Consider the following 20,882-nt stretch of genomic DNA (forward strand, 5'->3'; position numbering starts at 1 on the left):
ATTTGATTTAATGGACGAATGTTGAGTGTCTTTTCTTTGAAGGTGGAATGTGTAGACTCGTTTGTTGGGCGTCTACGTTCATAAGTGAAGATTTCACTCAAAAATGCACTCCAGACTTTTATTGTCTGAAGTGCATCTTTTTTAACCACGAAATTCTGCGCTAAATGCCTCTTTTACCTTTTCGATGATTCGTTCTCTCGCCTCATCAACCTCTTCATCTTTCAACGTTCGTTCATTGTTTTGGAAGGTTAGGTTAAATGCAATGGATTTTTTACCTTCTTCCATATGCTCACCTTGGTACACATCGAAAATTCGAATGTCTTTCAAATACGGCTGTCCCTGTTCATAAATGGTGGCTTCGATTTCTTTTGCCGCAATCTCGGCATTCACAACGAAAGCCAGGTCTTGTGAAACAGCTGGATATTTAGTGATTGCCTCATAATCCGGTGTTTTGTCAACATAATCAAACACTTTTTTTAAGTTCACATCAAATACGTAAGTTTCATCCAAGTCATGATCTTTTTGAACCGTTGGGTGTAACTGTCCGATATAGCCAATCGTTTCTCCATCGATTTTCAATAATGCTGTCCGACCGGGATGCAAGCCAGCTAAGCTCGCTTTTTCAAAGTCTACTGGGCTTTTCAGGAAGTGTTCGAAAAGACCTTCTAAAATTCCTTTTAGCACGAAGAAGTCAACCGGTTTCTTTTCTCCTTGCCACGGATGATTCTCCCAAATCCCCGTAATTGCAGCAGCAACGCGAAGCTCTTCTTTTGGCAGTACATCCTCGCCTGCATTCGGTAAATAAACAGATCCGAGTTCATAAAACCCGAGATTATATTGGTTTCTTGCCACATTATATTGAAGGCTCGAAAGCAATTCAGGTATGGCACTTAATCGCAAATGACTATGCAAATCGGTCATTGGCATCATTAATTTCACGGCCTCTTGATCGGTTTGAATTTCCGGACTGACAAAATGCTTTGATTTTTCTTCTGTCGTCAGTGAATACGTCAATGCCTCGTTTAATCCTGTTTTTTGTAAATAAGCATGTACTTCACGAGTTAATCGTTGACGTTTCGTTAAGCCACCTTTATTTGATTGACCTGTTGGCAATGTATAAGGAATATGGTCGTAACCGTATAAACGAGCAAACTCTTCAACCATATCTTCGAGAATACGAAGGTCATTTCTTCGGGATGGTGGCGTAACAGTATATTGCTCACCTTGCTGTTCATATGGCAAGCGCAAACGTTCGAGAATATCATTCATTTGATCAATGGATAATTCCGTCCCTATACGCTCATTAATTTCATGACGTTCAAAGGTGATTTGTACTGGTTCACGATCCGTTGAACCTTCCTCAACCATTTCACCTAAAATTGTTCCGCCTGCTAACTCTTCGTATAATTCAGCTGCACGCATTGCTGCTTCTTTCACACGTGCAAGGTCGACTCCTTTTTCAAAACGTGCGCTCGCTTCACTTCGTAAATTGTGTTGGCTCGATGCTTTGCGAACGGTTCTCGGATCGAAATAAGCAGCCTCTAAAAGAATAGTCGTTGTATCATCTTGAACTTCGGAATCTTGACCGCCCATTACACCAGCCAATGCATGAGGCTTTTCGCCGTTTGTAATGAGTAGGTGTTCTGGTTGGAGTGTCCGCTCTTTTCCGTCAAGTGTCGTCATCGTTTCACCTTCATGAGCTGGACGAGTGACAACTTCTTTACTACCAAAACGGTCGTAATCGAAAGCGTGAAGCGGCTGACCGTATTCCAACAAAACATAGTTCGTGATGTCAACTAAATTATTGATCGGGCGAATGCCTGCACTGATCAAGCGATTACGCAACCATAATGGAGACGATTTCACTTCTAAATCCTTGATAATCCACGCACCGTAATACGGATTCATTTCTTTGTTCTCTATACGAACAGCGATGTAATCTTTGGACGACTCATCAGCTTTCGTAACAGCCGGTGACGGCAATTGAAGTTCTTTATTATAAATAGCAGCGACTTCATAAGCCATCCCGACCATGTTTAGGCAGTCCGCCCGGTTTGGTGTTAGATCGAGCTCTAGTACTTGGTCGTTTAGATTGAGTAACGGACAAGCCGGTTCACCGATTTGTACCTCTTCATCAAATACAAAAATACCGTCTTTTTGATGATCGGGAACGAATTTTTCATCGACACCTAATTCTTGCAATGAGCAAATCATTCCTTCTGATGCTTCACCGCGCAGTTTCGCTTTTTTAATTTTCAACCCGCCTGGGAGTCTTGCGCCAGGTCGAGCGACAACAACATACTGTCCTTGCGCAACATTCGGTGCACCGCAAACAATTTGCGCGAGTTCTTCTTCACCAACGTTCACCTGACACAGGTTCAACTTGTCGGCATTTGGGTGTTGTTCACACGCTTCAACATATCCGACAACAATTTTATCATCATTCAAAATCGGACCGTGGATGCCGTCTACTTCGACGCCTGTTTTTGTAATGGCTTCAGCTAATTCTCCTGTTGGAATGCCTTCGATATCCACATATTCTTTTAACCAATTAATTGAAACTAACATCGTTCATACCCCCTTATACCTGGTGAAATTGCTTCAAGAATCTGACGTCGTTCGTATAGAAATGACGAATGTCTTCAATGCCGTACTTTAACATCGCGATTCGTTCTGGCCCCATTCCAAATGCGAAGCCGGTATATTTTTTGGAGTCAAAACCAGCCATTTCCAAAACATTTGGGTGGACGAGTCCTGCACCTAAAATTTCAATCCAGCCAGTATGTTTACAAACGGAACATCCGTCTCCGTTACAAACTTTACAAGAGATGTCCATTTCAACGGATGGTTCAGTGAACGGGAAGAAACTCGGACGCAGACGAATTTCACGATCTTCACCAAATAAATGTTTTGCAAGTACATTCAATGTTCCTTTTAAATCACTCATCGTAATATGTTCATCCACATAGAGTCCCTCGATTTGCGTGAACTGGTGGGAGTGTGTCGCATCATCCGTATCACGGCGATACACTTTTCCAGGACAAATAATTTTAACGGGCCCTCTTCCTTCATGTGCGTTCAATGTCCGCGCTTGAACCGGCGAAGTATGTGTACGCATCAACAGCTCTTCTGTAATATAAAGCGAATCCTGCATATCACGAGCTGGATGACCTTTTGGTAAGTTTAACGCTTCAAAGTTATAATAATCCGTTTCAACTTCCGGTCCTTCTGCTACTTCATATCCCATACCGATAAATAAATCTTCAATGTCGCGAATAGTTTTCATAAGTATATGAGGTCCACCAGTATGTGTCGGTCGACCTGGAAGTGTGACATCAATCGTCTCTGCTTTCAGTTGCTCTTCAATCGCTTGTTTTTCCAGTAAAGCCGCTTTTTCCTCGATCGATTCGGTAATCTGATCACGCACTTCATTGGCGAGCTGGCCAATAACAGGACGCTCCTCTTTCGATAATTTCCCCATCCCTTTGAGAACTTCTGTAATTTTTCCTTTTTTACCTAAAAACTGAACACGGACGTCTTGCAAAGATTTTTGCGTATCGGCCGCTTCAATTTCAGTTATCGCTTCTTGTTTAATGCTCTGTAGACGCTCTTTCATTTATATCCTCCTTTTAGTCAACAATCGCTTTCCTCAAGCAAAATAAAAAAACTCCTCCCTGTAAATAAGGGACGAGTTGATTTCCGTGTTACCACCCTCGTTGATTTGCTTCATCTTAATGCAAACCCACTTCATTGAATAACGGATCAAGGACCCGGACACCTCTGTGTCAGCTCCAGAGTGAAATTCGTACAATCCCATCGATTGGAGTATTTTCAGTCCAGGATACTCCATCCCTTTCAATCGATGATCGGGTATTGCCTACTTGGCTCCTTCAACGCTTTTATAACGATTTAATCTCCAATTATTATAGATAATTTTCATTATTATATCAAGTGACATATCGAAAATGATATAAAATCACACTGGCAGCAATCCCAACATTAAGAGACTCCGCCTTTGATTCTTGTGGAATATAAATGGTCTCATCACATCGTTCAAGTAATGATGATTGCACGCCCATCCCTTCATTTCCTAAAATAATCGCGAACGCTTCAGGCGGTTTAATCTCAGGTAACGCTTTCGCTTGCTCGTCTAAGGCTGTTCCATAAACAGCGATTTCTCGCTTGTTTAGCCATTCACCTAAGTCGGATTGAAGGACAGGCAAATGAAACAGTGCACCTTGTGTCGCACGAACGACTTTCTCATTATATAAATCAACGGTACCCTTGCCTAAAATAATGGCCTCCACACCGAAAGCCAAACCGCTTCGAATGATTGTACCTACATTGCCTGGATCTTGTATTTGATCGAGCATTAACACACGTTGAGGTTGATTGACCTTCCATTCTTTTTGGCGAACGACTGCTGCGATACCTTGTGGTGTTTCTGTTTGAGATATCTCCTTCATAACTGGTGAGCTCACCAACTCAATCGGTAAAGTGTTCCACTCATCAAAAACATCTATGCCTTCTTCCACAATTAATGTATCGATCGTCCAATCACTTTTTATCGCTTCTTCGACTAAGTGCCAGCCTTCCACTAAAAAGAGACCTTCCCGATCACGATGTTTTTTCTGACTTAATTTTTTCCATGCTTTGACACGTTGATTTTGTTTCGACTCAATCATGTTTTATACACCTCACACATTTCCTATACATAGTTTAAAAGTCTTTTGGCCAAACTACAACAAAATTCAATTATGAGGTGAGCTTATGGATTTAAATTTACGTAAAGCAATTAAAAACAATATTGCAGGCAATAATGAGGAACAGCTTGAAGCAACAATTGTAGATGCTGTCGAAAGCGGTGAAGAGAAAATGCTGCCAGGTCTTGGTGTGCTTTTTGAAATGCTTTGGCAAGGCTCCAACGAAAAGGACAAGAAGTATGTATTGGATATTTTAGAGCAAGAAACGAATCAGCTTTAAGGATAGCTATTGAGAGGAAGCTCCAATATTAATGACGCGAAACTCAGCATTAATATTAGCGACTCTTACATTTATTTGACGAGCTTCAACGTTCTTATAACGAACTTCAACATTCATTTATCCAGCTTCAACATTACTTCATGAAGCTTCAATGTTAATTCGCATGGCTTCAACATTAATTTTCAAATCATCAACATTAAATCACTGATCTTCAACATTAATTTTCGAAGCTTTAACATTAATGTGAAAACACTCATTCTACTACCTCAATGGTAAATAAAAGAGCAATCCTTAAGATAAGGATTGCTCTATTTTAATTTAGTTAAATGTCAATTTTTCAACTGTTTCACGGTCCATCTTCTTGATGACCGCAACGAGTAGCTTCACAAGGTTATCAAAATCATCGTAATGAAGCATTGCTGCATGGGAATGGATATAGCGCGTTGGTACAGTAATGGACAACGAAGGAACACCATTCGCAGTCAAATGGATTGAACCTGAGTCCGTACCGCCACCTGCCATGGAATCATATTGGAATGGAATGTCGTTTTCTTCTGCAGTTTCAACAACGAAGTCACGTACGCCTTTATGAGAAACCATGGATGCATCATATAAAATAATTTGTGGCCCCTCACCCATTTTTGCTGCAGCATCTTTATCAGAAACTCCTGGCATGTCTCCAGCGATACCGACGTCCACACCAAAACCGATGTCCGGCTTGATCGCATGTGCACTTGTTTTCGCACCGCGTAGACCGATTTCTTCTTGAATCGTTCCAACACCATAAACGACGTTTGGATGCTGTTCATCTTTCAAACGTTTCAAAACTTCGATTGCAATGGCACAGCCAATACGGTTGTCCCAAGCTTTTGCAAGCAATAATTTTTCATTGTTCATTTGTGTAAATTCAAAATATGGAACGACAGAATCTCCTGGACGAACACCGAATTCCTCTGCTTCTTCTTTACTAGCAGCACCGATATCGATAAACATATCTTTTATATCAACTGGCTTTTTTCGCTGTTCAGCAGACAGAATATGAGGTGGTTGAGAGCCAACGACTCCTGTTACGTCACCTTTTTTCGTCATGATCGTTACACGCTGTGCTAGCATGACTTGGCTCCACCAGCCACCGACAGTTTGGAAGTAAAGGAAACCATTATCGTCGATGCGCGTAATCATAAAACCAATCTCATCCAAGTGACCTGCAACCATAATTTTTGGACCATTTTCATCGCCTGTTTTCTTGGCAATCAAACTTCCTAAATGATCTGTTGTCACTTCGTCCGCATATGGAGCTATGTATTTCTCCATGACTTCACGAGGTTCTTTCTCGTTTCCTGGGATACCTTTTGCATCTGTTAAATCTTTTAACATCTGCATATTGTCTTTTTGTGTCATTTTTGAATCCTCCTTATTTTCTGACTAACCCGTTTTTAATTATAACGCTAATCGTTTTCGAGGACAAAAGTTAGTACCCCGTTTTTTGCCTTTCATGATTTACTTCGTTTTTATCTTGATAAGCTCGAAAAATATCCGTTTCATTGAAGCCTAAAGTGTCGCCTAAACTTAAATAATCGGACAGTAATTGATGATAAAGTGTTTCGCTCGGATTTGATTTATACTGAACAATCCCTTCATAAATGACATGAAATTGCTCCGTTAATGATTTTGTCGATGGTTTTATCGTTGGCTGGATTGTATATGTACGATCTAATCCAATCGATATGAGAAAATGAATTCCATCTACATACTCTTCTAAAATATCTTGTCGGTCATTCGGTCCTTTCTCGCTCCAATACTTAAAGCACCTTGTTTCATTTGCCAATTCGCCCACTTCAACCAAAAGTGCAAGTAGTTTTTCGTCTTTTACTTCAGCGCGTGTTCGATTAATTTTATCCATAATTCGGTCGTCTAACACTTTTTGCATATCCATAATCATATTCCAATCCATCAAAAAACCTCCTCTGTTAGTTAGTATAACAAAGAAGGTTTAGCCTCCACATAGAAAAATTAATTTTCTAGTCGTTCTACCGCAAAGAAATCTTCCCATTTTAAAATGATTTCTTTGCGACGAATCAAATACATCAAAACTAATATCAATAATAAAAACAATATCAGGTGAACGACTCCTAATGATTGAAACCATTGGCCAAATGTTGTGTATACAAAGGCTAACGGCAGATTGGAAATGATCGACATTCTCGCGTACTCTTTGAAATTGCGGGTCATTTCAATCAGAATCAATGATATTAAATGAAAGTGAATAAATGGTGTGATCCGTAACAAAACGACTTGTGGCATGTTTAGTTGTCGATGTTTGCCAAACATTTTTTCTTTGAGCCTTTCAAATCGTTTAAATAAGCTCGGTGTTTGCTGAACAAACATATAAAAAAGAAGACTAGAAAGTGTGACACCAATCAATGAATAGACAACCCCATACGTCATCCCAAACAACAATCCACCCGTTATACATATGAATGCAACCGGAATAAATAGAAAAGGACGGATAATATGAAATGCAATAAACAAAACTGGCGCAAGCATCTGGTGGGAGTCAATTGACTGTTGGATCCAACCGATAACACCCTCCATGGCAGTCTCCTTTCAAATAGGCTTACTAAAGGATATGACAATAGACGAGCCTTTATGACAAGGTGACGAAAAGCTTAGCCCCATAAAAAGACTGCAGCCCATACCAATGTAATCAACGGTAGCCCAAAAGCAAATTGGATATGTTTTGTTTTATGACGAAAAACATTCATACCAGCCCAAGCACCGAGCGCGCCTCCCGAAAGAGCAATCGCCCAAATCCGCGATTCTGGAATGCGGTACTGTTGTCTACGGGCTTTTCGTTTATCCCACCCCATAACTGCAAATCCGATTATATTGATCATGACCAACCAGCTAGTTAATAAATACATACAATGCCTCTTTCTTATAAATGTTTATTGATTGATTATAATTTACTTTGGGAATAAAAGAAATTACATTGATATAGATTTCAATTAACTATCGAGCTTAGCCACAAAAAACCCCAACGAGCTTACGCTGGGGTTAAGCATTCTTATTGTTCCTGTAAATAATAATCGGAAAGCTGATCTCGTAATGCTCGTTTCAAAAACTTGCCGACGGATGTTTTAGGAATTTCATCGACAAAAACGATGTCATCCGGGAGCCACCATTTCACAAACATTGGTTTGATGAACTCGAATAACTCCTCTTTTGTTACATCCGATCCTTCTTTTAATACGACAACGCCAAGCGGTCTTTCTTGCCACTTTTCATGAGGGATACCAATTACACTCGCTTCAGCAACGGCTTCGTGAGCCATCAAACCATTTTCAAGTGCAACGGTTGAAATCCATTCTCCACCACTTTTAACCAAGTCCTTCGTTCGGTCCACAACTTGTATAAAGCCATCTTCATCAATTGTTGCTATATCGCCTGTATATAACCAACCATCCTTAACGGACTCAGCTGTTTTATCCGGTGCATTATAATACTGGTCTGTAATCCAAGGTCCACGAATGGTCAACTCGCCCATTGTTTCACCATCTGCAGGTACTTCACCGTCTTCATTAACGACTTTCACTTCGAGGCCTGGTACAACACGACCTTGTGTTGCTTTTATATTCAACTGCTCTTCACGGCTTAATTCCTTATGTTTGCTGAGTGGTCTGGAAAGTGTAGCGACAGGACTTGTTTCTGTCATGCCATATGCGTGAATAAAAGGAATATTAAAACGATCTTCATATAGTGCAATCAGGCTTTTCGGTGCAGCGGACCCTCCACATATGACGGCTTTTAAGCTCGATGTATCATAGTCCCCTTGCTCCAATGCTTGAGCGACACCTAACCAGATTGTTGGCACTCCAGCTGACATTGTCACTTTTTCTTGCTCGATTAATTCAAGAATCAATTGTGGGGTAACATTCGGTCCTGGTAACACCTGTTTTGTACCAAACCATGTAGCTGCATATGGGAATCCCCAGGCATTTACGTGAAACATTGGTACAAGTGGCAACGATACATCTTCTTCTTGTACACCTGTCGTTTCTGCAAGCCCTAACGCCATAGAATGTAAAAACGTACTTCGATGTGTGTAGATAACACCTTTTGGTTTTCCTGTTGTCGCAGATGTATAACACATACCTGCCGGATCATTTTCTTGTATGTTTTCTGGATATTGATAAGTGGGATTACCTTGTTCAATAAGTGATTCATAGAGATAAACAGAAGGGAGGGATGTTTCCGGGATGTTTTCTTCGTCCGTCATTAAGATGACGTGCTGGACTGAAGGGATTTCATCTTTAATCGCTTCAATTAAACCAATAAACTGTGCATCGATAAGCAACACTTTATCTTCAGCATCATTAATGACGTAAATTAAGTGCTCCTGTGGTAATCGGAAATTAATCGTATGCAATACAGCATTCATATTTGGAACCGCAAAATAAGCTTCTAAATGTCGATGATGATTCCAACCTAGCGTCCCAATTCGATCGCCTTTTTTTATGCCAAGTGCCTCTAATGAATCAGATAAAGATCTGCACCGTTGTCCAATTTCTTTGTAATTTAATCGATGAACCTTTAAATCCGTCCTAGACACAACCTCTTTTTGCGAAAAGTATTTCTCAGCTCGTTCTAGCATTTGAGTCGTCGTCAACTGAAAGTTATTCATAACTACTCCTCCTTTTTTAAATTATGTAGAACTCTTGATAGTATATCTTTAAATTTAAATTATTATGATAATTTTGTCAATTACTAGATGACTCAATAATTAAGCGCTTGATCACTAAAAGGATAAAACATGTCCATTAGATTACTGATCCGATAATTATGTCGAGGTTTTATTTGTTAACACTGAAGGTTTGCGTATTAACACTGAAGGTTTGAAAATAAACACTGAAGCTTCACTAATTAACGCTGAAGCTTCGCGGATAAACCCTGAAGATCTTCAAATTAACACTGAAGCATTTCGATTAAACACTGAAGACAGGATGTTTAACGCTGAAGGTCTGAAATAGATCCCGACATATAAAAAACCTTGATTGATGAGTATTCTCTACTCACCAATCAAGGTTTCCTGGGTCTATTATTTAAGTGCGTCTTTTGCTTGGTTAACAAGGTTTGTAAATCCTTGCTCGTCACTTACAGCTAGATCTGCTAACATTTTACGGTTAACTTCGATTCCTGCAAGTTTCAAACCGTGCATTAAACGGCTGTATGAAATGTCGTTCATACGCGCTGCCGCATTAATACGTGCGATCCAAAGCTTACGGAATTCACGTTTTTTCTGTCGACGGTCACGGTATGCATACTGACCTGATTTCATTACTTGTTGTTTTGCTGTTTTAAATAACGTTCTTTTCGAACCGTAATATCCTTTTGCTAGTTTCAAAACGCGTTTGCGTCGTTGGCGTGTAACTGTTCCACCTTTAACACGTGCCATGGTAATTCCCTCCTATTTATATCAAATCGTATAGTTTTTATTTGTTTGGTAGCATTTTCTCTAAGCGACCTTCGTCACCTTTAGCAACGATTGCGCTTTTACGTAGTTTACGTTTTTGTTTCTGTGTTTTGTTTCCGAACATGTGGCTTGTAAACGCATGAGCGCGTTTAAATTTACCGGTACCTGTTCTTTTGAAACGTTTTTGTGCACCTTTATGGGTTTTCATTTTTGGCATGATTATATCCTCCTTAATTTACGAACGAATTATTTTTCTGCTTTAGGAGCAAGCATCATAAACATGCTGCGTCCTTCCATTTTAGGCTTTGATTCCGCGTTGCTGATATCATTGGTTTGTTCAGCGAATCGGTCGAGCACTTCACGACCTAATTCTTTGTGGGTAATCGCACGCCCACGGAAACGTACGCTAACTTTGACTTTGTCACCTTTTCCAAGGAACTTGCGAGCATTACGTAATTTTGTATTGAAATCGTGTTCCTCAATTACTGGAGTCAGACGGATCTCTTTTACGTTAATAACCTTTTGGTTTTTACGTTGCTCTTTTTCTTTCTTTTGTTGTTCAAAGCGGTATTTTCCGTAATCCATAATACGAGCAACTGGTGGTTTTGCTTGTGGAGCAACCAACACGAGGTCTAGGTTCGCTTTTTCAGCGATCTCCAAGGCTTCGTTTCTGGATTTTACTCCTAATTGCTCACCATTGACATCAATCAAACGTAGTTCCTTTGCTCGAATGGATTCATTCACAATATCTTTGCTAATCGTTAGCCACCTCCATAATTTTTTAAATCAAGGCATTATCCGACAAGTGATTTCCTTCGAAAGTAGTTCAACCACTCTCAGGTAAAAATAAAAATGTGGGCACCTTGGCACCCACATTTAAACAGTTCGTTCTACTGAAGACTCAAAACGAGCCTTCTTCAACGGTTTTGGATCTGTTCAGACCTGTTAACTGCCCATTGCAGGCGTCAAGCAGGTGAGAAGCGGGTGCTTCTACTTGTCAGTCATGACCTTATTCAATTCACCTTACCTAGTATATGCATGATCGCTATAATTGTCAAGTCATAGATTTAATCTTAACTCTTTTCATTGACTTGATTTTTAATTTGATCGATAAATTGGCTCAAGCCGATTGTTTCAGTATCTTTTTCACCATACTTACGAACATTCACTGCATCCTCAGACATTTCTGCGTCACCTAATACTAACGCATATGGTACCTTCTTCGTCTGTGCTTCTCGAATTTTGTATCCGAGCTTTTCATCACGCACGTCCAGTTGGACCCGAAGTCCTTGCTCTTGCAGCTGTTCCTCAACTTTTTTAGCGTAATCCATATGTGCTTCCAACGAAACTGGAATAATTCTAACTTGCTCTGGTGCTAACCAAACTGGGAAGGCACCTTTGTACTCTTCAATTAAGAAAGCGACAAAGCGTTCCATTGTTGAAACAACGCCACGGTGAATGACGACAGGACGATGCTCTTTACCGTCTTTACCGATATACGTTAAATCAAATCGTTCTGGTAAATGGAAGTCGAGCTGAACAGTTGATAGTGTTTCATCTTTTCCAAGCGCAGTCTTCACTTGAACATCTAACTTCGGGCCGTAAAATGCCGCTTCGCCTGTCGCTTCAACGAACTCAAGCTCCATTTCTTCCAATGTTTCTTTTAAAAGCGCTTCTGCTCTATTCCACATTTCATCATTATCAACGTACTTCTCTTTATCTTCAGGATCACGATACGATAAACGGAAATAATAATCATCAACACCGAAGTCTTTGTATACGTTTTGCACCAACCGAACAACACGCATAAATTCATCTTTTAATTGATCTGGGCGGGCAAAGATATGGGCGTCATTCAATGTCATTCCTCGAACCCGCTGCAACCCAGCAAGTGCTCCTGACATTTCATGACGGTGCATCGTACCGAGTTCTGCAATACGGACAGGTAGATCACGATAACTGTGCAAATTATTTTTATAAACCATCATATGATGTGGACAGTTCATCGGACGAAGAACTAAATCTTCATTATCCATTTCCATCGCAGGGAACATATCTTCCTGGTAATGATCCCAGTGACCACTCGTTTTATAGAGCTCGACACTACCTAGTACTGGCGTATAGACATGGTTATAGCCTAATCGCTCTTCCAAGTCGACAATATACCGTTCAATGATGCGGCGAATCGTTGCACCATTTGGAAGCCATAACGGAAGGCCCTGGCCAACTTTTTGGGAAACTGTAAAAATATCCAGCTCTTTGCCTAACTTCCGGTGATCCCGTTCTTTTGCTTCTTCGCGTTGTTTTAAGTATTCATCTAATTGGCTTTTCTTCTCGAACGCTGTTCCATATACACGTTGTAGCATTTGATTTTTACTATCGCCACGCCAATAAGCACCTGAAATTGAAAGCAATTTAAACACTTTGATTTTACCTGTGTGAGGAACGTGAACACCGCGACAAAGGTCAGCAAACTCCCCTTGCTCATAAATAGTCACTGTCTCCCCTTCAGGAATGGCATTAATTAATTCTTGCTTCAGTTCATCATTTTTGAAGCGCTCTTTTGCTTCTTCTCGGCTTACTTCAACCCGGTGAACTTCAAGTGCTTCATCGGTAATTTTTTTCATTTCTTTTTCAATTTTAGGAAGATCATCCGGAGTAATGGACTCTTCCATATCCATGTCATAGTAAAATCCATCTTCAATGACTGGACCCACACCGAATTTCACGTCTTGACCGTAGAGACGGCGAATCGCTTGGGCCATTAAGTGTGCTGTTGAATGGCGTAATACTTCAAGCCCTTCAGGATCTCTGTACGTAATAATTTGGATCTCGCCATCATTTTCAAGTGGCTTACGAAGATCAACCATCTGTCCATTGAACTTCCCAGCGAGTGCTTGCTTCTTCAAACCTGAGCTAATGGATGAGGCTATATCTTCTGTTGTGGAACCTTTTTCAAATTCCTTCTGATTACCATCTGGGAAAGTAATTTGAATCCTTTCTGCCATGAAATCATCTCCTTTTATTGAAAGTACGAACTAATGATCGAATGCTTTCCATAAAAAAACACCCATCCCTAAATACATAAAAGGGACGAGTGTTTTAACCCGTGGTTCCACCCTGATTCTGTCAAGTGACAGCACTCAAGTGACATCGTAACGTTGATGTACCGTTCAATATTAATCACCGAATAGGTTTTCACATTGAATGCTCAAAGGTGGTAGATTCATTGGCATACCCGGAAAACTTACAGCCAAGGCTTTCCTCTCTGTTTGAGCTGTGTCAAATGAATCCATGTCCTTTTCAAAGCAGTTCGATCATTATTTATATCTGTATTATATCGGTAAGATGAAGGAAAAGCAAGAAAGAATGTACTTAGATTAAAACAGAGGAACGATTGCTCTTTCAAAAATTGTTCTTACAGCTTTCACTTTTTAGCTTGTTTAAAAATCCTAAGCAAAAAGCTATCAACAGCACAAACCTAATGATAATCCGGTGAATTACTTTTTCACATGCAAAAACGGAAACTTTCCAAGTGAACGAATCTCCACCTTTTCCTGAAAAACATTCATAATCGCATATAAATTATGGGTTTGATTTTTTGCTGTATAGACTATAATTTTTTCCGGATTGATCAATAATAACTTTCGCAATACCTCGGCATGCTTCAACATGTCTTCCGTTTCTTGTGTAAACCGGTACTTACTTTCCAACAATACATCATTCGAAATCAACCGAGCATGTTTGTCCATTACTACCGGCTCCTGTTGATGATCTAACACAACAATTACCTTGTCATGAACATTTGCGTAAATATCCAGCTGACCTCTCAACTCATTCATCTTTTCTTGATAAATTAATTCTTGTTTCCACTCCTCGATACCAAAACCGACAAGTTCGACCCAGTTATGATCTTGAAGGAATAGTTGCTGATACATTTTGTCGAAAGATATCAATTCATTGGATTCTTCGTACAAAAACTGAACCAACCGCTCATACAAAGAGTATTGAAATTGACTATGTACGAACTTCGGCGTAGCACTGAGTGTAACAATGTAAGGAATGATTTGATCTCGCTCTTCTTTTTCGAAATAAAATTGTTTTTCTAAAATGAAATGTGAAATTTTTGTTCCGTAATGCTCGAGGACAAATGGATAAATGAGTTCAACGAGTTCGACTGGCGAAGCGGTGGTGTCAGATTGAACTGTGATGGTTTGATTGGACATGGTTAGTTGATCTGTTTGGAGTTTACCGAGTAAAAAAAAGTAAAACTGTTTAGCTTCTTTCAGTTCACGAAATAAAAAAGATGTCTCTTTCACATAGATCCCTCTTTCATTGAAAAACTAAGGCTTATGCTTGAATAGCGGTGCTACAAACAAAAGCCTAAGGTTGTCTAACTGTATTCCTGTCTTGCTGGTCTTTGCGCATTGTCTCAGGTAATACATTGTATGAAATAAGGATTAAAAAAATGTGAAAGGACATTAATTTTGAAAATCTCGATAATTTTTCCCGTTCATTTCAACGGGTTCACTCACTTGGCGAATACGTTCCATGATCCGTGCACTTTTCATTTGTTCCATTTTACCTCTACCTGATTGAGATAGCATTGCTTCTAACTCATCTGGTGTATAGTTCGAAGTAAAAAATACGGGTAACCGTTCCATCATGCGGTATTGCAAGATTGCGCCTAGAATTTCATCTCTGAACCAAGGTGATAAAAACTCTGCACCAATATCATCCAATACTAGAACAGTTGCATTTTTGAATCGCTCAATTTTTTCACTAATTGTAGAGTCTGAAATAGACGATTTCATTTCGCGTACTAATTCAGGCATATAAATAAAATACGTATCAATTTTCTCTTCAGCTAAATGATTGGCGAGTGCAGCTAACATATACGTTTTACCGACACCAAATTGCCCATATAAATAAAGGCCGCGTGAAGGTAAATTCGTTTTGCTATCATGATAAAACTTTTGCACCTTTTTGAATGCTTCCACTCGCCCATCGTCTTGAAGATGCACTTGGTCAAAAGATGCTTCATGTATCTCTCTTGGCATATGAAGACTTTTAACCATCGCACGTTGTTTCTGTTGTTGAATGGCTTTTTCTTTTCTTGGACATTCATGATAAATCAATTTAATTTTCTCATTTTCAACCAAAATTTCTGGCGCGTAACCTTGGACGACATTCACACAACCATCCAATGAAGGGCAATTTTCACAAGCCTTCGATTGATAGTCGAACTCATACAATTTAATTAATTGTTTTTCGATTTGTTCATTTGTAATCTGTGGATGCTGAGCAAGGAACGCTTGAATCTCCGGAGATGATAAAATCTTAGATTTCATTTCATTCATCGATGCCTGATAATTCTCTTTTCCTTTTAACCACTGACTTAATGCCGTTTGGATTGGTTCCATCCGATTTCACCCTTATTGTCTAACGTTATTCATCCAGCTATTTTTGAAAGCTTTTTATAAATTGTTCCAATTCTTGGCGATCTTTCTCTAACTCTTCCGCTGACTTCTCTTGCTTTACTGGTTGTTTTTTCTTCGATTCTTTTTGTTCTTTAAACCATTTTGGTAAAACTTCATTCGATTTTTTCGTTTGTGTTTGTTTTTTCTGTTGCCATTTTTGATACATATGATGTTCCCGTTTCGCTATATCCATTGCTTGCTCAGCAGTCGTAATTTTTTCACGACTCCAATGGGCAGCAATCGTTTCTAAATAATTTTTGGCTAATTTATTTTGATTTCGTTTTAATACATAATCCACTAAGACGTTCATCACCGGTTGTTCAAGTCCATGTGTTTCCATCATTTCAGTAATCATATCGATCTCTTTCATGGAAGCTACGCCGGAACTTGATTGGTCTTCCAAAAGTTGACGATGGGTGATCGTTTCAAAGTGATGAATTAATTTATCCTTTTTTGAAAGGTTTTCGCTTTGATTGGAAGTATTCGTGCTTTTATTTTTATTAATTGGTGGCTTTTCCGTAGACTGTTCGTTTTGTCGATATAATCTTGGTGGGACCGTTCCATGTTTTTTATAATAAATATCTTTACACATCGCATGAAACTCTTTCCGGTCAAGTGTTGATGCTTCAGTCACTGCCCACATGACTGCCTTTTCAAGCTCCAAGAAATTCACATCATAGATTTTGATCATTTTCTCCATAAAGATTAAATTCGATTGAGTTAATATTGAATCAGGTTTAAGCTGTTGCTGTGAAAGCATTTTTTTCAACCAATCTACCGGCAAACTTGATTCTTCAATTTGTTTTTCTTGTTTAACTGAATGGCCTTCCGCTTCTTCTTTAGGAGCAACAGTCGTAAACACTTCATCGAATGACGTCGTTATCTGTTGTACGGAGTCCGGCAATTGTTTTGGTTGTATTAACTTTCTTTTCAATTGATTGGCAACATCTTGTCCAACTTGATGTTCCAATAAGACAGCATACATCGAATCAGCGAAAAATCCTTTAGCGGAAAATGGCGGCTGTAATAAATAATAAAAGGTCGTGTAGCTTAATGACTCTTTGTATGTTTTTAACAGTCCGATTGCTTCCAGTCTCTTCCTCGCTTCATAAAACTCATCCAAGTCCATGTTTAGCATCGTCATCACATAATGATGAGACGTTGATGCGTCAGCGGCTTGTTTCGCTGCTTCTTCTTTTAAAAATTGAAACAACGCAACGGCTTCTCTACCGATTAAAGGTTGATATAATAAGGTTAAAACGGAATCAGCATCCGTGAAAAACACTTCTTGTTGCATAACTTTCATACGGTCATTCGGTAATAAATGCTTCATCCGTTCCATTGTCATTTTATATAACCTCCAAACCTACTCTTTCTTCGTTCGGTGTATCATCTCATTCAGTTCATTCATAAAAACGTTAATATCCTTAAATTGGCGATATACAGAAGCAAAACGAACATAAGCAACTTCATCAACATCCGCTAATCGTTCCATAATCATTTCACCAATATCATTACTCATAACTTCCGAATTTCCTTGATTGCGTAATTCTCGTTCAACATCGAAAGCAATCTTTTCGACTTGATCGACAGACACCGGTCTTTTCTCACAAGATTTCAATAAACCTCTTTTGAGCTTCTCACGAGAAAACTCTTCTCTCATACCCTCTTTTTTTACAACAATTAACGGAATCTCCTCAACGCGTTCGAATGTAGTAAAACGATAGTTACATTCATCGCATTCTCTTCTCCGACGAATTGTTTTACCTTCATCAATCGGTCGGGAGTCCAGTACGCGTGTGCTTTTATAATCACAATTTGGGCATTTCATCGATAGCCACCCCAATTTATTCTTCTACTATTATTCTTCTTATTATAACAAATCACTTTGCTAAAGTTTAGTGTTGTTTTTTAACACTTGACTAGTTGCAGAACTCCAGCAATCCATAAATCTATCGACTCTTCTTTCTACCTACTTATCCCATAGGATTGACATGGTGTCAAATTTGGAAAAGTTACTTATCATGCGGTCATTAAATGAATAAATGATTTATATATACCGAATCGAATAGAATTAAGAAGATTTTCGATTTTTCTCCTTAGATGCAAGTGGTGTTTTCTTTTCAGCTCGGACGTAGCGAACTAGCGTGTAATTTGGTATCGACTTCGGTTAAGGAGCTTTCTAATCAGGGGTAACAGGCAGAAATTATGCTCTATCATCGATTAGAAGCGCTCTAATCAACGGTAGCATTCAAATATTAGGCTCTACCATTGATTAGAAGTGCTCTAATCAACGGTAACGGGCAAAAATTAGGCTCTATCATCGATTAGAAGCTCTATAAAAGAAAAAACCCGAACGATTTACGTTTAAATCGTTCGGGTTTCCTATTTTGCTATTAGCAAATGTTTAATCTACTTATTTAATTTTGTTAATTAAATATCAACATTTTCTTTTGTTCTAGTGTCAAGTGAATTCAAAGGCATTTCGTCAGCAATGTATTTAACAAGATCTACTACCCGGCAGGAGTATCCCCACTCATTATCATACCAAGCAAGTACTTTCACTTTTCTGTCTTCCATCACAATTGTTGAAAGTCCATCTACAATCGAAGAATGAGCATCAGTCATATAATCCATCGAAACTAACGGTTCTTTATTAATAGAGAGGATCCCTTTCATTGAACCTTCCATTGCGTCATAAAATGCTTGATTCACTTGTTCAACTGTAACATCTTGTTTGACGTCTACAACCAAGTCTACAAGGGAAACGTTTGGTGTTGGAACGCGAAGTGCCATTCCGTGCAATTTCCCTTGAAGTGTCGGCATCACTTCTCCAAGTGCTTTCGCTGCACCAGTTGAAGTAGGGATAATTGACTGAGTCGCACCACGTGCACGTCGTAGGTCTTTATGCGGGTTATCTAAGTTTTTTTGATCATTTGTGAAAGCGTGAACAGTTGTCATTAAACCATTCTCAATTCCAAATCGATCTTCCAAGATCTTCGCGACAGGTGCCAAACAATTCGTTGTACAAGAAGCATTCGAAATAACATGATCTGTTTCAGGTTGGTAATCGCCTTCGTTAACTCCCATGACAATTGTTCGATCAACTCCACCTTTACCAGGTGCTGTCAAAACTACTTTCTTAGCACCTGCATCGATATGGGGCTGTGCTTTTTCTTTTGAGTTAAACTTCCCAGTCGCTTCAATAACTACATCAATACCTAAATCTTTCCAAGGTAACTCCGCAGGATTACGATTGGAAACTGTTCTAATCAATTGGCCATCTATTACTAATTTATCATCTTCAACACTTACTTCACCATCATATTTTCCGTGATTTGAATCATACTTGATTAAATGAGCTAGTGTCTCAACAGGATAACTCGCATTTATTGCCACTACTTCTAATTGATCTTCTTTCATTGCACGGCGAAAAACCATGCGGCCAATCCGGCCAAAACCATTGATTGCAATACGTGTTGTTGTCATATTACATCCTCCTAAGGCATAAACGTTATACATATTTTGAAAATCCCACAAATAGTATAACACATTTGTGTCGAAAAGGAAGATGGATTTTAAATTGTTTTAAGAAAATGTTAGTTTTTGAGTAAATTGGGCACGTTCCAATTCGTTAAAATGTCCCTAAGTTGCTGCTTACTTTCATCAACTGTGCCACTATTATTAATGATTGCATCGGCTTGGTTTTTCTTCTTTTCAATGGATATTTGTGCATCTATGCGGGATTTTGCTTCTTCCCTCGTACTTCCATCCCTATCCATCAACCGCTCCAATTGTAACTCCTCCGGGATATAGACGACGAGCGTACGATCGACATAATCAAAGAGCTTGCTTTCAAACAATAAAGGAATGTCCATGACGACTAATGGTACATCCTGTTTAATCAATTTATCTCGTTGTGTAAGCATTTCTTTCCGAATTTCCGGATGAATAATTTGGTTTAATTCTGTACGTTTTTGTTCATCATTGAACACGATATTCCCTAATCGCTTCCGATCAAGTGTGCCGTCTGTTCCAATGACTTCATCTCCGAAATGCGCCTTGATCTTTTCAAAAGCGGGCTCACCCGGCTCAACTACATCTCTTGCAATTGCATCAGCATCAATCACTGGGATTTCTGCAACTTTGAACATATTGGATATTGTTGATTTGCCTGTTGCAATGCTACCTGTAAGTCCAACCACTAGTGTCATCATAATCCCTACCCTATAAAATATAAAATACCTATTCCGATTAAAATGATTCCTGGAACCCATGCAAATAAATGTGTTGCATGAAATTGTTTGAACCATTTACCTGTCCATGCACCGACATGTAAAAATAAGCTTGAAAAGATTCCTACTAAAAGGCCGAGCAGATAAAACGGTAACTCGGTAAATGTAGTCCCAATACCTGTCGCGAAGGAATCAAGTGATAATGCTAACGCAACAACAAACACTTCGACTCCTCGGATGGAACCAGAACGATCGATATCCGCTTCTTGCGGCTCTTTTAATACTCGCCATAGATCAACGATTGTCCATGGTGGTTCAACGGATTTCAATTTTTCCTTTTGTTCAGTTGCCCATTGGTAGAGCACCCAAAGACCAATAGTGATAAAAATTATTCCACCAATGGATTCAGACGAAAATGGAAGCACATATAACAAGTAACTTCCTAGCCAATTTCCGATAATGAAGCAACTACCAGTAATTAAGCCAATCAGCCAAACAAAACGAAAACGTAGCTGAATAGAACGTAATTGAAAGGTGAAACCGAAGAAGAAACTATCGAAGCTTACGGCAAAACTTAGTAATATCATGATGAAATACGGGCTCATGTAAAAGTAGCTCCTTCCATAAGCGGTCTACCTATCTTATGAAAAGAGCTTTATTCATGTGAGTTGCTCATTTATCGGGTCGCTAATTGACCCGGAATTAAAACTA

The 20,882-nt window shown here is 39.2% G+C and carries 20 protein-coding genes and 1 other annotated feature; of the genes, 1 reads left to right on the plus strand and 19 read right to left on the minus strand.

Annotated features, from left to right (window positions below; genetic code table 11):
* Window positions 1–141: 141 nt before the first annotated feature.
* The 3 genes from pheT to KC820_RS08785 form a co-directional block, all read right to left on the minus strand.
* Window positions 142–2,568 carry a phenylalanine--tRNA ligase subunit beta gene (pheT, locus tag KC820_RS08775; protein WP_212370305.1) on the minus strand — a complete coding sequence of 809 codons (2,427 nt, stop codon included), beginning with the start codon at window positions 2,566–2,568 and terminating at the stop codon, window positions 142–144.
* 13 nt (window positions 2,569–2,581) lie between these two features.
* A complete protein-coding gene (gene pheS / locus KC820_RS08780; RefSeq protein WP_212370306.1) occupies window positions 2,582–3,616 on the minus strand; it encodes a phenylalanine--tRNA ligase subunit alpha in 1,035 nt (344 codons plus the stop codon).
* Between the two features lie 331 nt (window positions 3,617–3,947).
* The gene (locus KC820_RS08785) at window positions 3,948–4,685 is read right to left on the minus strand and encodes a TrmH family RNA methyltransferase (protein ID WP_212370307.1); all 738 of its coding nucleotides are present in this window, start codon (window positions 4,683–4,685) and stop codon (window positions 3,948–3,950) included.
* 85 nt (window positions 4,686–4,770) lie between these two features.
* Between KC820_RS08785 and sspI the strand changes: the two genes are divergently transcribed.
* Window positions 4,771–4,983 (plus strand): small acid-soluble spore protein SspI, encoded by a 213-nt coding sequence (sspI, locus tag KC820_RS08790; protein WP_212370308.1) that lies wholly within the window; start codon window positions 4,771–4,773, stop codon window positions 4,981–4,983.
* Between the two features lie 318 nt (window positions 4,984–5,301).
* On the opposite strand, the gene KC820_RS08795 is transcribed toward sspI, so the two are convergent.
* The 16 genes from KC820_RS08795 to KC820_RS08870 form a co-directional block, all read right to left on the minus strand.
* Complete coding sequence (locus KC820_RS08795; RefSeq protein WP_212370309.1) at window positions 5,302–6,384, minus strand: M42 family metallopeptidase; 1,083 nt, start codon at window positions 6,382–6,384, stop codon at window positions 5,302–5,304.
* A 70-nt stretch (window positions 6,385–6,454) separates the two neighbouring features.
* Complete coding sequence (locus KC820_RS08800; RefSeq protein ID WP_212370310.1) at window positions 6,455–6,937, minus strand: dUTP diphosphatase; 483 nt, start codon at window positions 6,935–6,937, stop codon at window positions 6,455–6,457.
* Between the two features lie 59 nt (window positions 6,938–6,996).
* The gene (locus KC820_RS08805; protein WP_212370311.1) at window positions 6,997–7,578 is read right to left on the minus strand and encodes a TVP38/TMEM64 family protein; all 582 of its coding nucleotides are present in this window, start codon (window positions 7,576–7,578) and stop codon (window positions 6,997–6,999) included.
* 74 nt (window positions 7,579–7,652) lie between these two features.
* The gene (locus tag KC820_RS08810) at window positions 7,653–7,907 is read right to left on the minus strand and encodes a DUF1294 domain-containing protein (RefSeq protein ID WP_212370314.1); all 255 of its coding nucleotides are present in this window, start codon (window positions 7,905–7,907) and stop codon (window positions 7,653–7,655) included.
* Between the two features lie 143 nt (window positions 7,908–8,050).
* Window positions 8,051–9,667 carry a long-chain fatty acid--CoA ligase gene (locus KC820_RS08815; RefSeq protein ID WP_212370316.1) on the minus strand — a complete coding sequence of 539 codons (1,617 nt, stop codon included), beginning with the start codon at window positions 9,665–9,667 and terminating at the stop codon, window positions 8,051–8,053.
* A gap of 414 nt (window positions 9,668–10,081) precedes the next feature.
* Window positions 10,082–10,438 (minus strand): 50S ribosomal protein L20, encoded by a 357-nt coding sequence (rplT, locus tag KC820_RS08820; RefSeq protein WP_144088050.1) that lies wholly within the window; start codon window positions 10,436–10,438, stop codon window positions 10,082–10,084.
* A 37-nt stretch (window positions 10,439–10,475) separates the two neighbouring features.
* Window positions 10,476–10,673, minus strand: coding sequence for a 50S ribosomal protein L35 (gene rpmI / locus KC820_RS08825; RefSeq protein WP_144088051.1), 198 nt, complete (start codon window positions 10,671–10,673; stop codon window positions 10,476–10,478).
* Between the two features lie 29 nt (window positions 10,674–10,702).
* Window positions 10,703–11,203 (minus strand): translation initiation factor IF-3, encoded by a 501-nt coding sequence (gene infC / locus KC820_RS08830; RefSeq protein ID WP_246065347.1) that lies wholly within the window; start codon window positions 11,201–11,203, stop codon window positions 10,703–10,705.
* Window positions 11,204–11,529: 326 nt separating this feature from the next.
* Window positions 11,530–13,464 (minus strand): threonine--tRNA ligase, encoded by a 1,935-nt coding sequence (gene thrS, locus KC820_RS08835; protein WP_144088053.1) that lies wholly within the window; start codon window positions 13,462–13,464, stop codon window positions 11,530–11,532.
* A 78-nt stretch (window positions 13,465–13,542) separates the two neighbouring features.
* Window positions 13,543–13,772 (minus strand) — a binding site (T-box leader).
* Between the two features lie 184 nt (window positions 13,773–13,956).
* On the minus strand, window positions 13,957–14,775 hold the full coding sequence (gene ytxC / locus KC820_RS08840; RefSeq protein WP_144088054.1) for a sporulation protein YtxC: 819 nt from the start codon (window positions 14,773–14,775) through the stop codon (window positions 13,957–13,959).
* Between the two features lie 162 nt (window positions 14,776–14,937).
* Complete coding sequence (dnaI, locus tag KC820_RS08845) at window positions 14,938–15,879, minus strand: primosomal protein DnaI (RefSeq protein ID WP_144088055.1); 942 nt, start codon at window positions 15,877–15,879, stop codon at window positions 14,938–14,940.
* A 37-nt stretch (window positions 15,880–15,916) separates the two neighbouring features.
* Window positions 15,917–17,284 (minus strand): replication initiation and membrane attachment family protein, encoded by a 1,368-nt coding sequence (locus tag KC820_RS08850; protein WP_212370318.1) that lies wholly within the window; start codon window positions 17,282–17,284, stop codon window positions 15,917–15,919.
* A gap of 18 nt (window positions 17,285–17,302) precedes the next feature.
* On the minus strand, window positions 17,303–17,767 hold the full coding sequence (gene nrdR, locus KC820_RS08855; RefSeq protein ID WP_212370319.1) for a transcriptional regulator NrdR: 465 nt from the start codon (window positions 17,765–17,767) through the stop codon (window positions 17,303–17,305).
* Window positions 17,768–18,369: 602 nt separating this feature from the next.
* Window positions 18,370–19,425, minus strand: coding sequence for a glyceraldehyde-3-phosphate dehydrogenase (locus KC820_RS08860; protein ID WP_212370321.1), 1,056 nt, complete (start codon window positions 19,423–19,425; stop codon window positions 18,370–18,372).
* Window positions 19,426–19,535: 110 nt separating this feature from the next.
* On the minus strand, window positions 19,536–20,150 hold the full coding sequence (gene coaE, locus KC820_RS08865) for a dephospho-CoA kinase (protein WP_212370323.1): 615 nt from the start codon (window positions 20,148–20,150) through the stop codon (window positions 19,536–19,538).
* Window positions 20,151–20,158: 8 nt separating this feature from the next.
* A complete protein-coding gene (locus tag KC820_RS08870) occupies window positions 20,159–20,776 on the minus strand; it encodes a manganese efflux pump (RefSeq protein WP_212370325.1) in 618 nt (205 codons plus the stop codon).
* Window positions 20,777–20,882: the final 106 nt, after the last annotated feature.

It is taken from the genome of Allobacillus saliphilus (assembly GCF_018138385.1).
In the GTDB taxonomy this organism is placed as follows: Bacteria; Bacillota; Bacilli; order Bacillales; family Alkalibacillaceae; genus Allobacillus; species Allobacillus saliphilus.

What these genes read in the sequence shown, in the direction of transcription:
- KC820_RS08795 (WP_212370309.1), bottom strand. Translation starts at nt 6,384, where the DNA reads ATGACACAAAAAGACAATATGCAGATGTTAAAAGATTTAACAGATGCA.
- KC820_RS08850 (WP_212370318.1), bottom strand. Translation starts at nt 17,284, where the DNA reads ATGACAATGGAACGGATGAAGCATTTATTACCGAATGACCGTATGAAA.
- KC820_RS08810 (WP_212370314.1), bottom strand. Translation starts at nt 7,907, where the DNA reads ATGTATTTATTAACTAGCTGGTTGGTCATGATCAATATAATCGGATTT.
- KC820_RS08815 (WP_212370316.1), bottom strand. Translation starts at nt 9,667, where the DNA reads ATGAATAACTTTCAGTTGACGACGACTCAAATGCTAGAACGAGCTGAG.
- coaE (WP_212370323.1), bottom strand. Translation starts at nt 20,150, where the DNA reads ATGACACTAGTGGTTGGACTTACAGGTAGCATTGCAACAGGCAAATCA.
- KC820_RS08800 (WP_212370310.1), bottom strand. Translation starts at nt 6,937, where the DNA reads ATGGATTGGAATATGATTATGGATATGCAAAAAGTGTTAGACGACCGA.
- KC820_RS08870 (WP_212370325.1), bottom strand. Translation starts at nt 20,776, where the DNA reads ATGAGCCCGTATTTCATCATGATATTACTAAGTTTTGCCGTAAGCTTC.
- rplT (WP_144088050.1), bottom strand. Translation starts at nt 10,438, where the DNA reads ATGGCACGTGTTAAAGGTGGAACAGTTACACGCCAACGACGCAAACGC.
- rpmI (WP_144088051.1), bottom strand. Translation starts at nt 10,673, where the DNA reads ATGCCAAAAATGAAAACCCATAAAGGTGCACAAAAACGTTTCAAAAGA.
- dnaI (WP_144088055.1), bottom strand. Translation starts at nt 15,879, where the DNA reads ATGGAACCAATCCAAACGGCATTAAGTCAGTGGTTAAAAGGAAAAGAG.
- pheS (WP_212370306.1), bottom strand. Translation starts at nt 3,616, where the DNA reads ATGAAAGAGCGTCTACAGAGCATTAAACAAGAAGCGATAACTGAAATT.
- KC820_RS08860 (WP_212370321.1), bottom strand. Translation starts at nt 19,425, where the DNA reads ATGACAACAACACGTATTGCAATCAATGGTTTTGGCCGGATTGGCCGC.
- sspI (WP_212370308.1), top strand. Translation starts at nt 4,771, where the DNA reads ATGGATTTAAATTTACGTAAAGCAATTAAAAACAATATTGCAGGCAAT.
- nrdR (WP_212370319.1), bottom strand. Translation starts at nt 17,767, where the DNA reads ATGAAATGCCCAAATTGTGATTATAAAAGCACACGCGTACTGGACTCC.
- KC820_RS08785 (WP_212370307.1), bottom strand. Translation starts at nt 4,685, where the DNA reads ATGATTGAGTCGAAACAAAATCAACGTGTCAAAGCATGGAAAAAATTA.
- KC820_RS08805 (WP_212370311.1), bottom strand. Translation starts at nt 7,578, where the DNA reads ATGGAGGGTGTTATCGGTTGGATCCAACAGTCAATTGACTCCCACCAG.
- thrS (WP_144088053.1), bottom strand. Translation starts at nt 13,464, where the DNA reads ATGGCAGAAAGGATTCAAATTACTTTCCCAGATGGTAATCAGAAGGAA.
- pheT (WP_212370305.1), bottom strand. Translation starts at nt 2,568, where the DNA reads ATGTTAGTTTCAATTAATTGGTTAAAAGAATATGTGGATATCGAAGGC.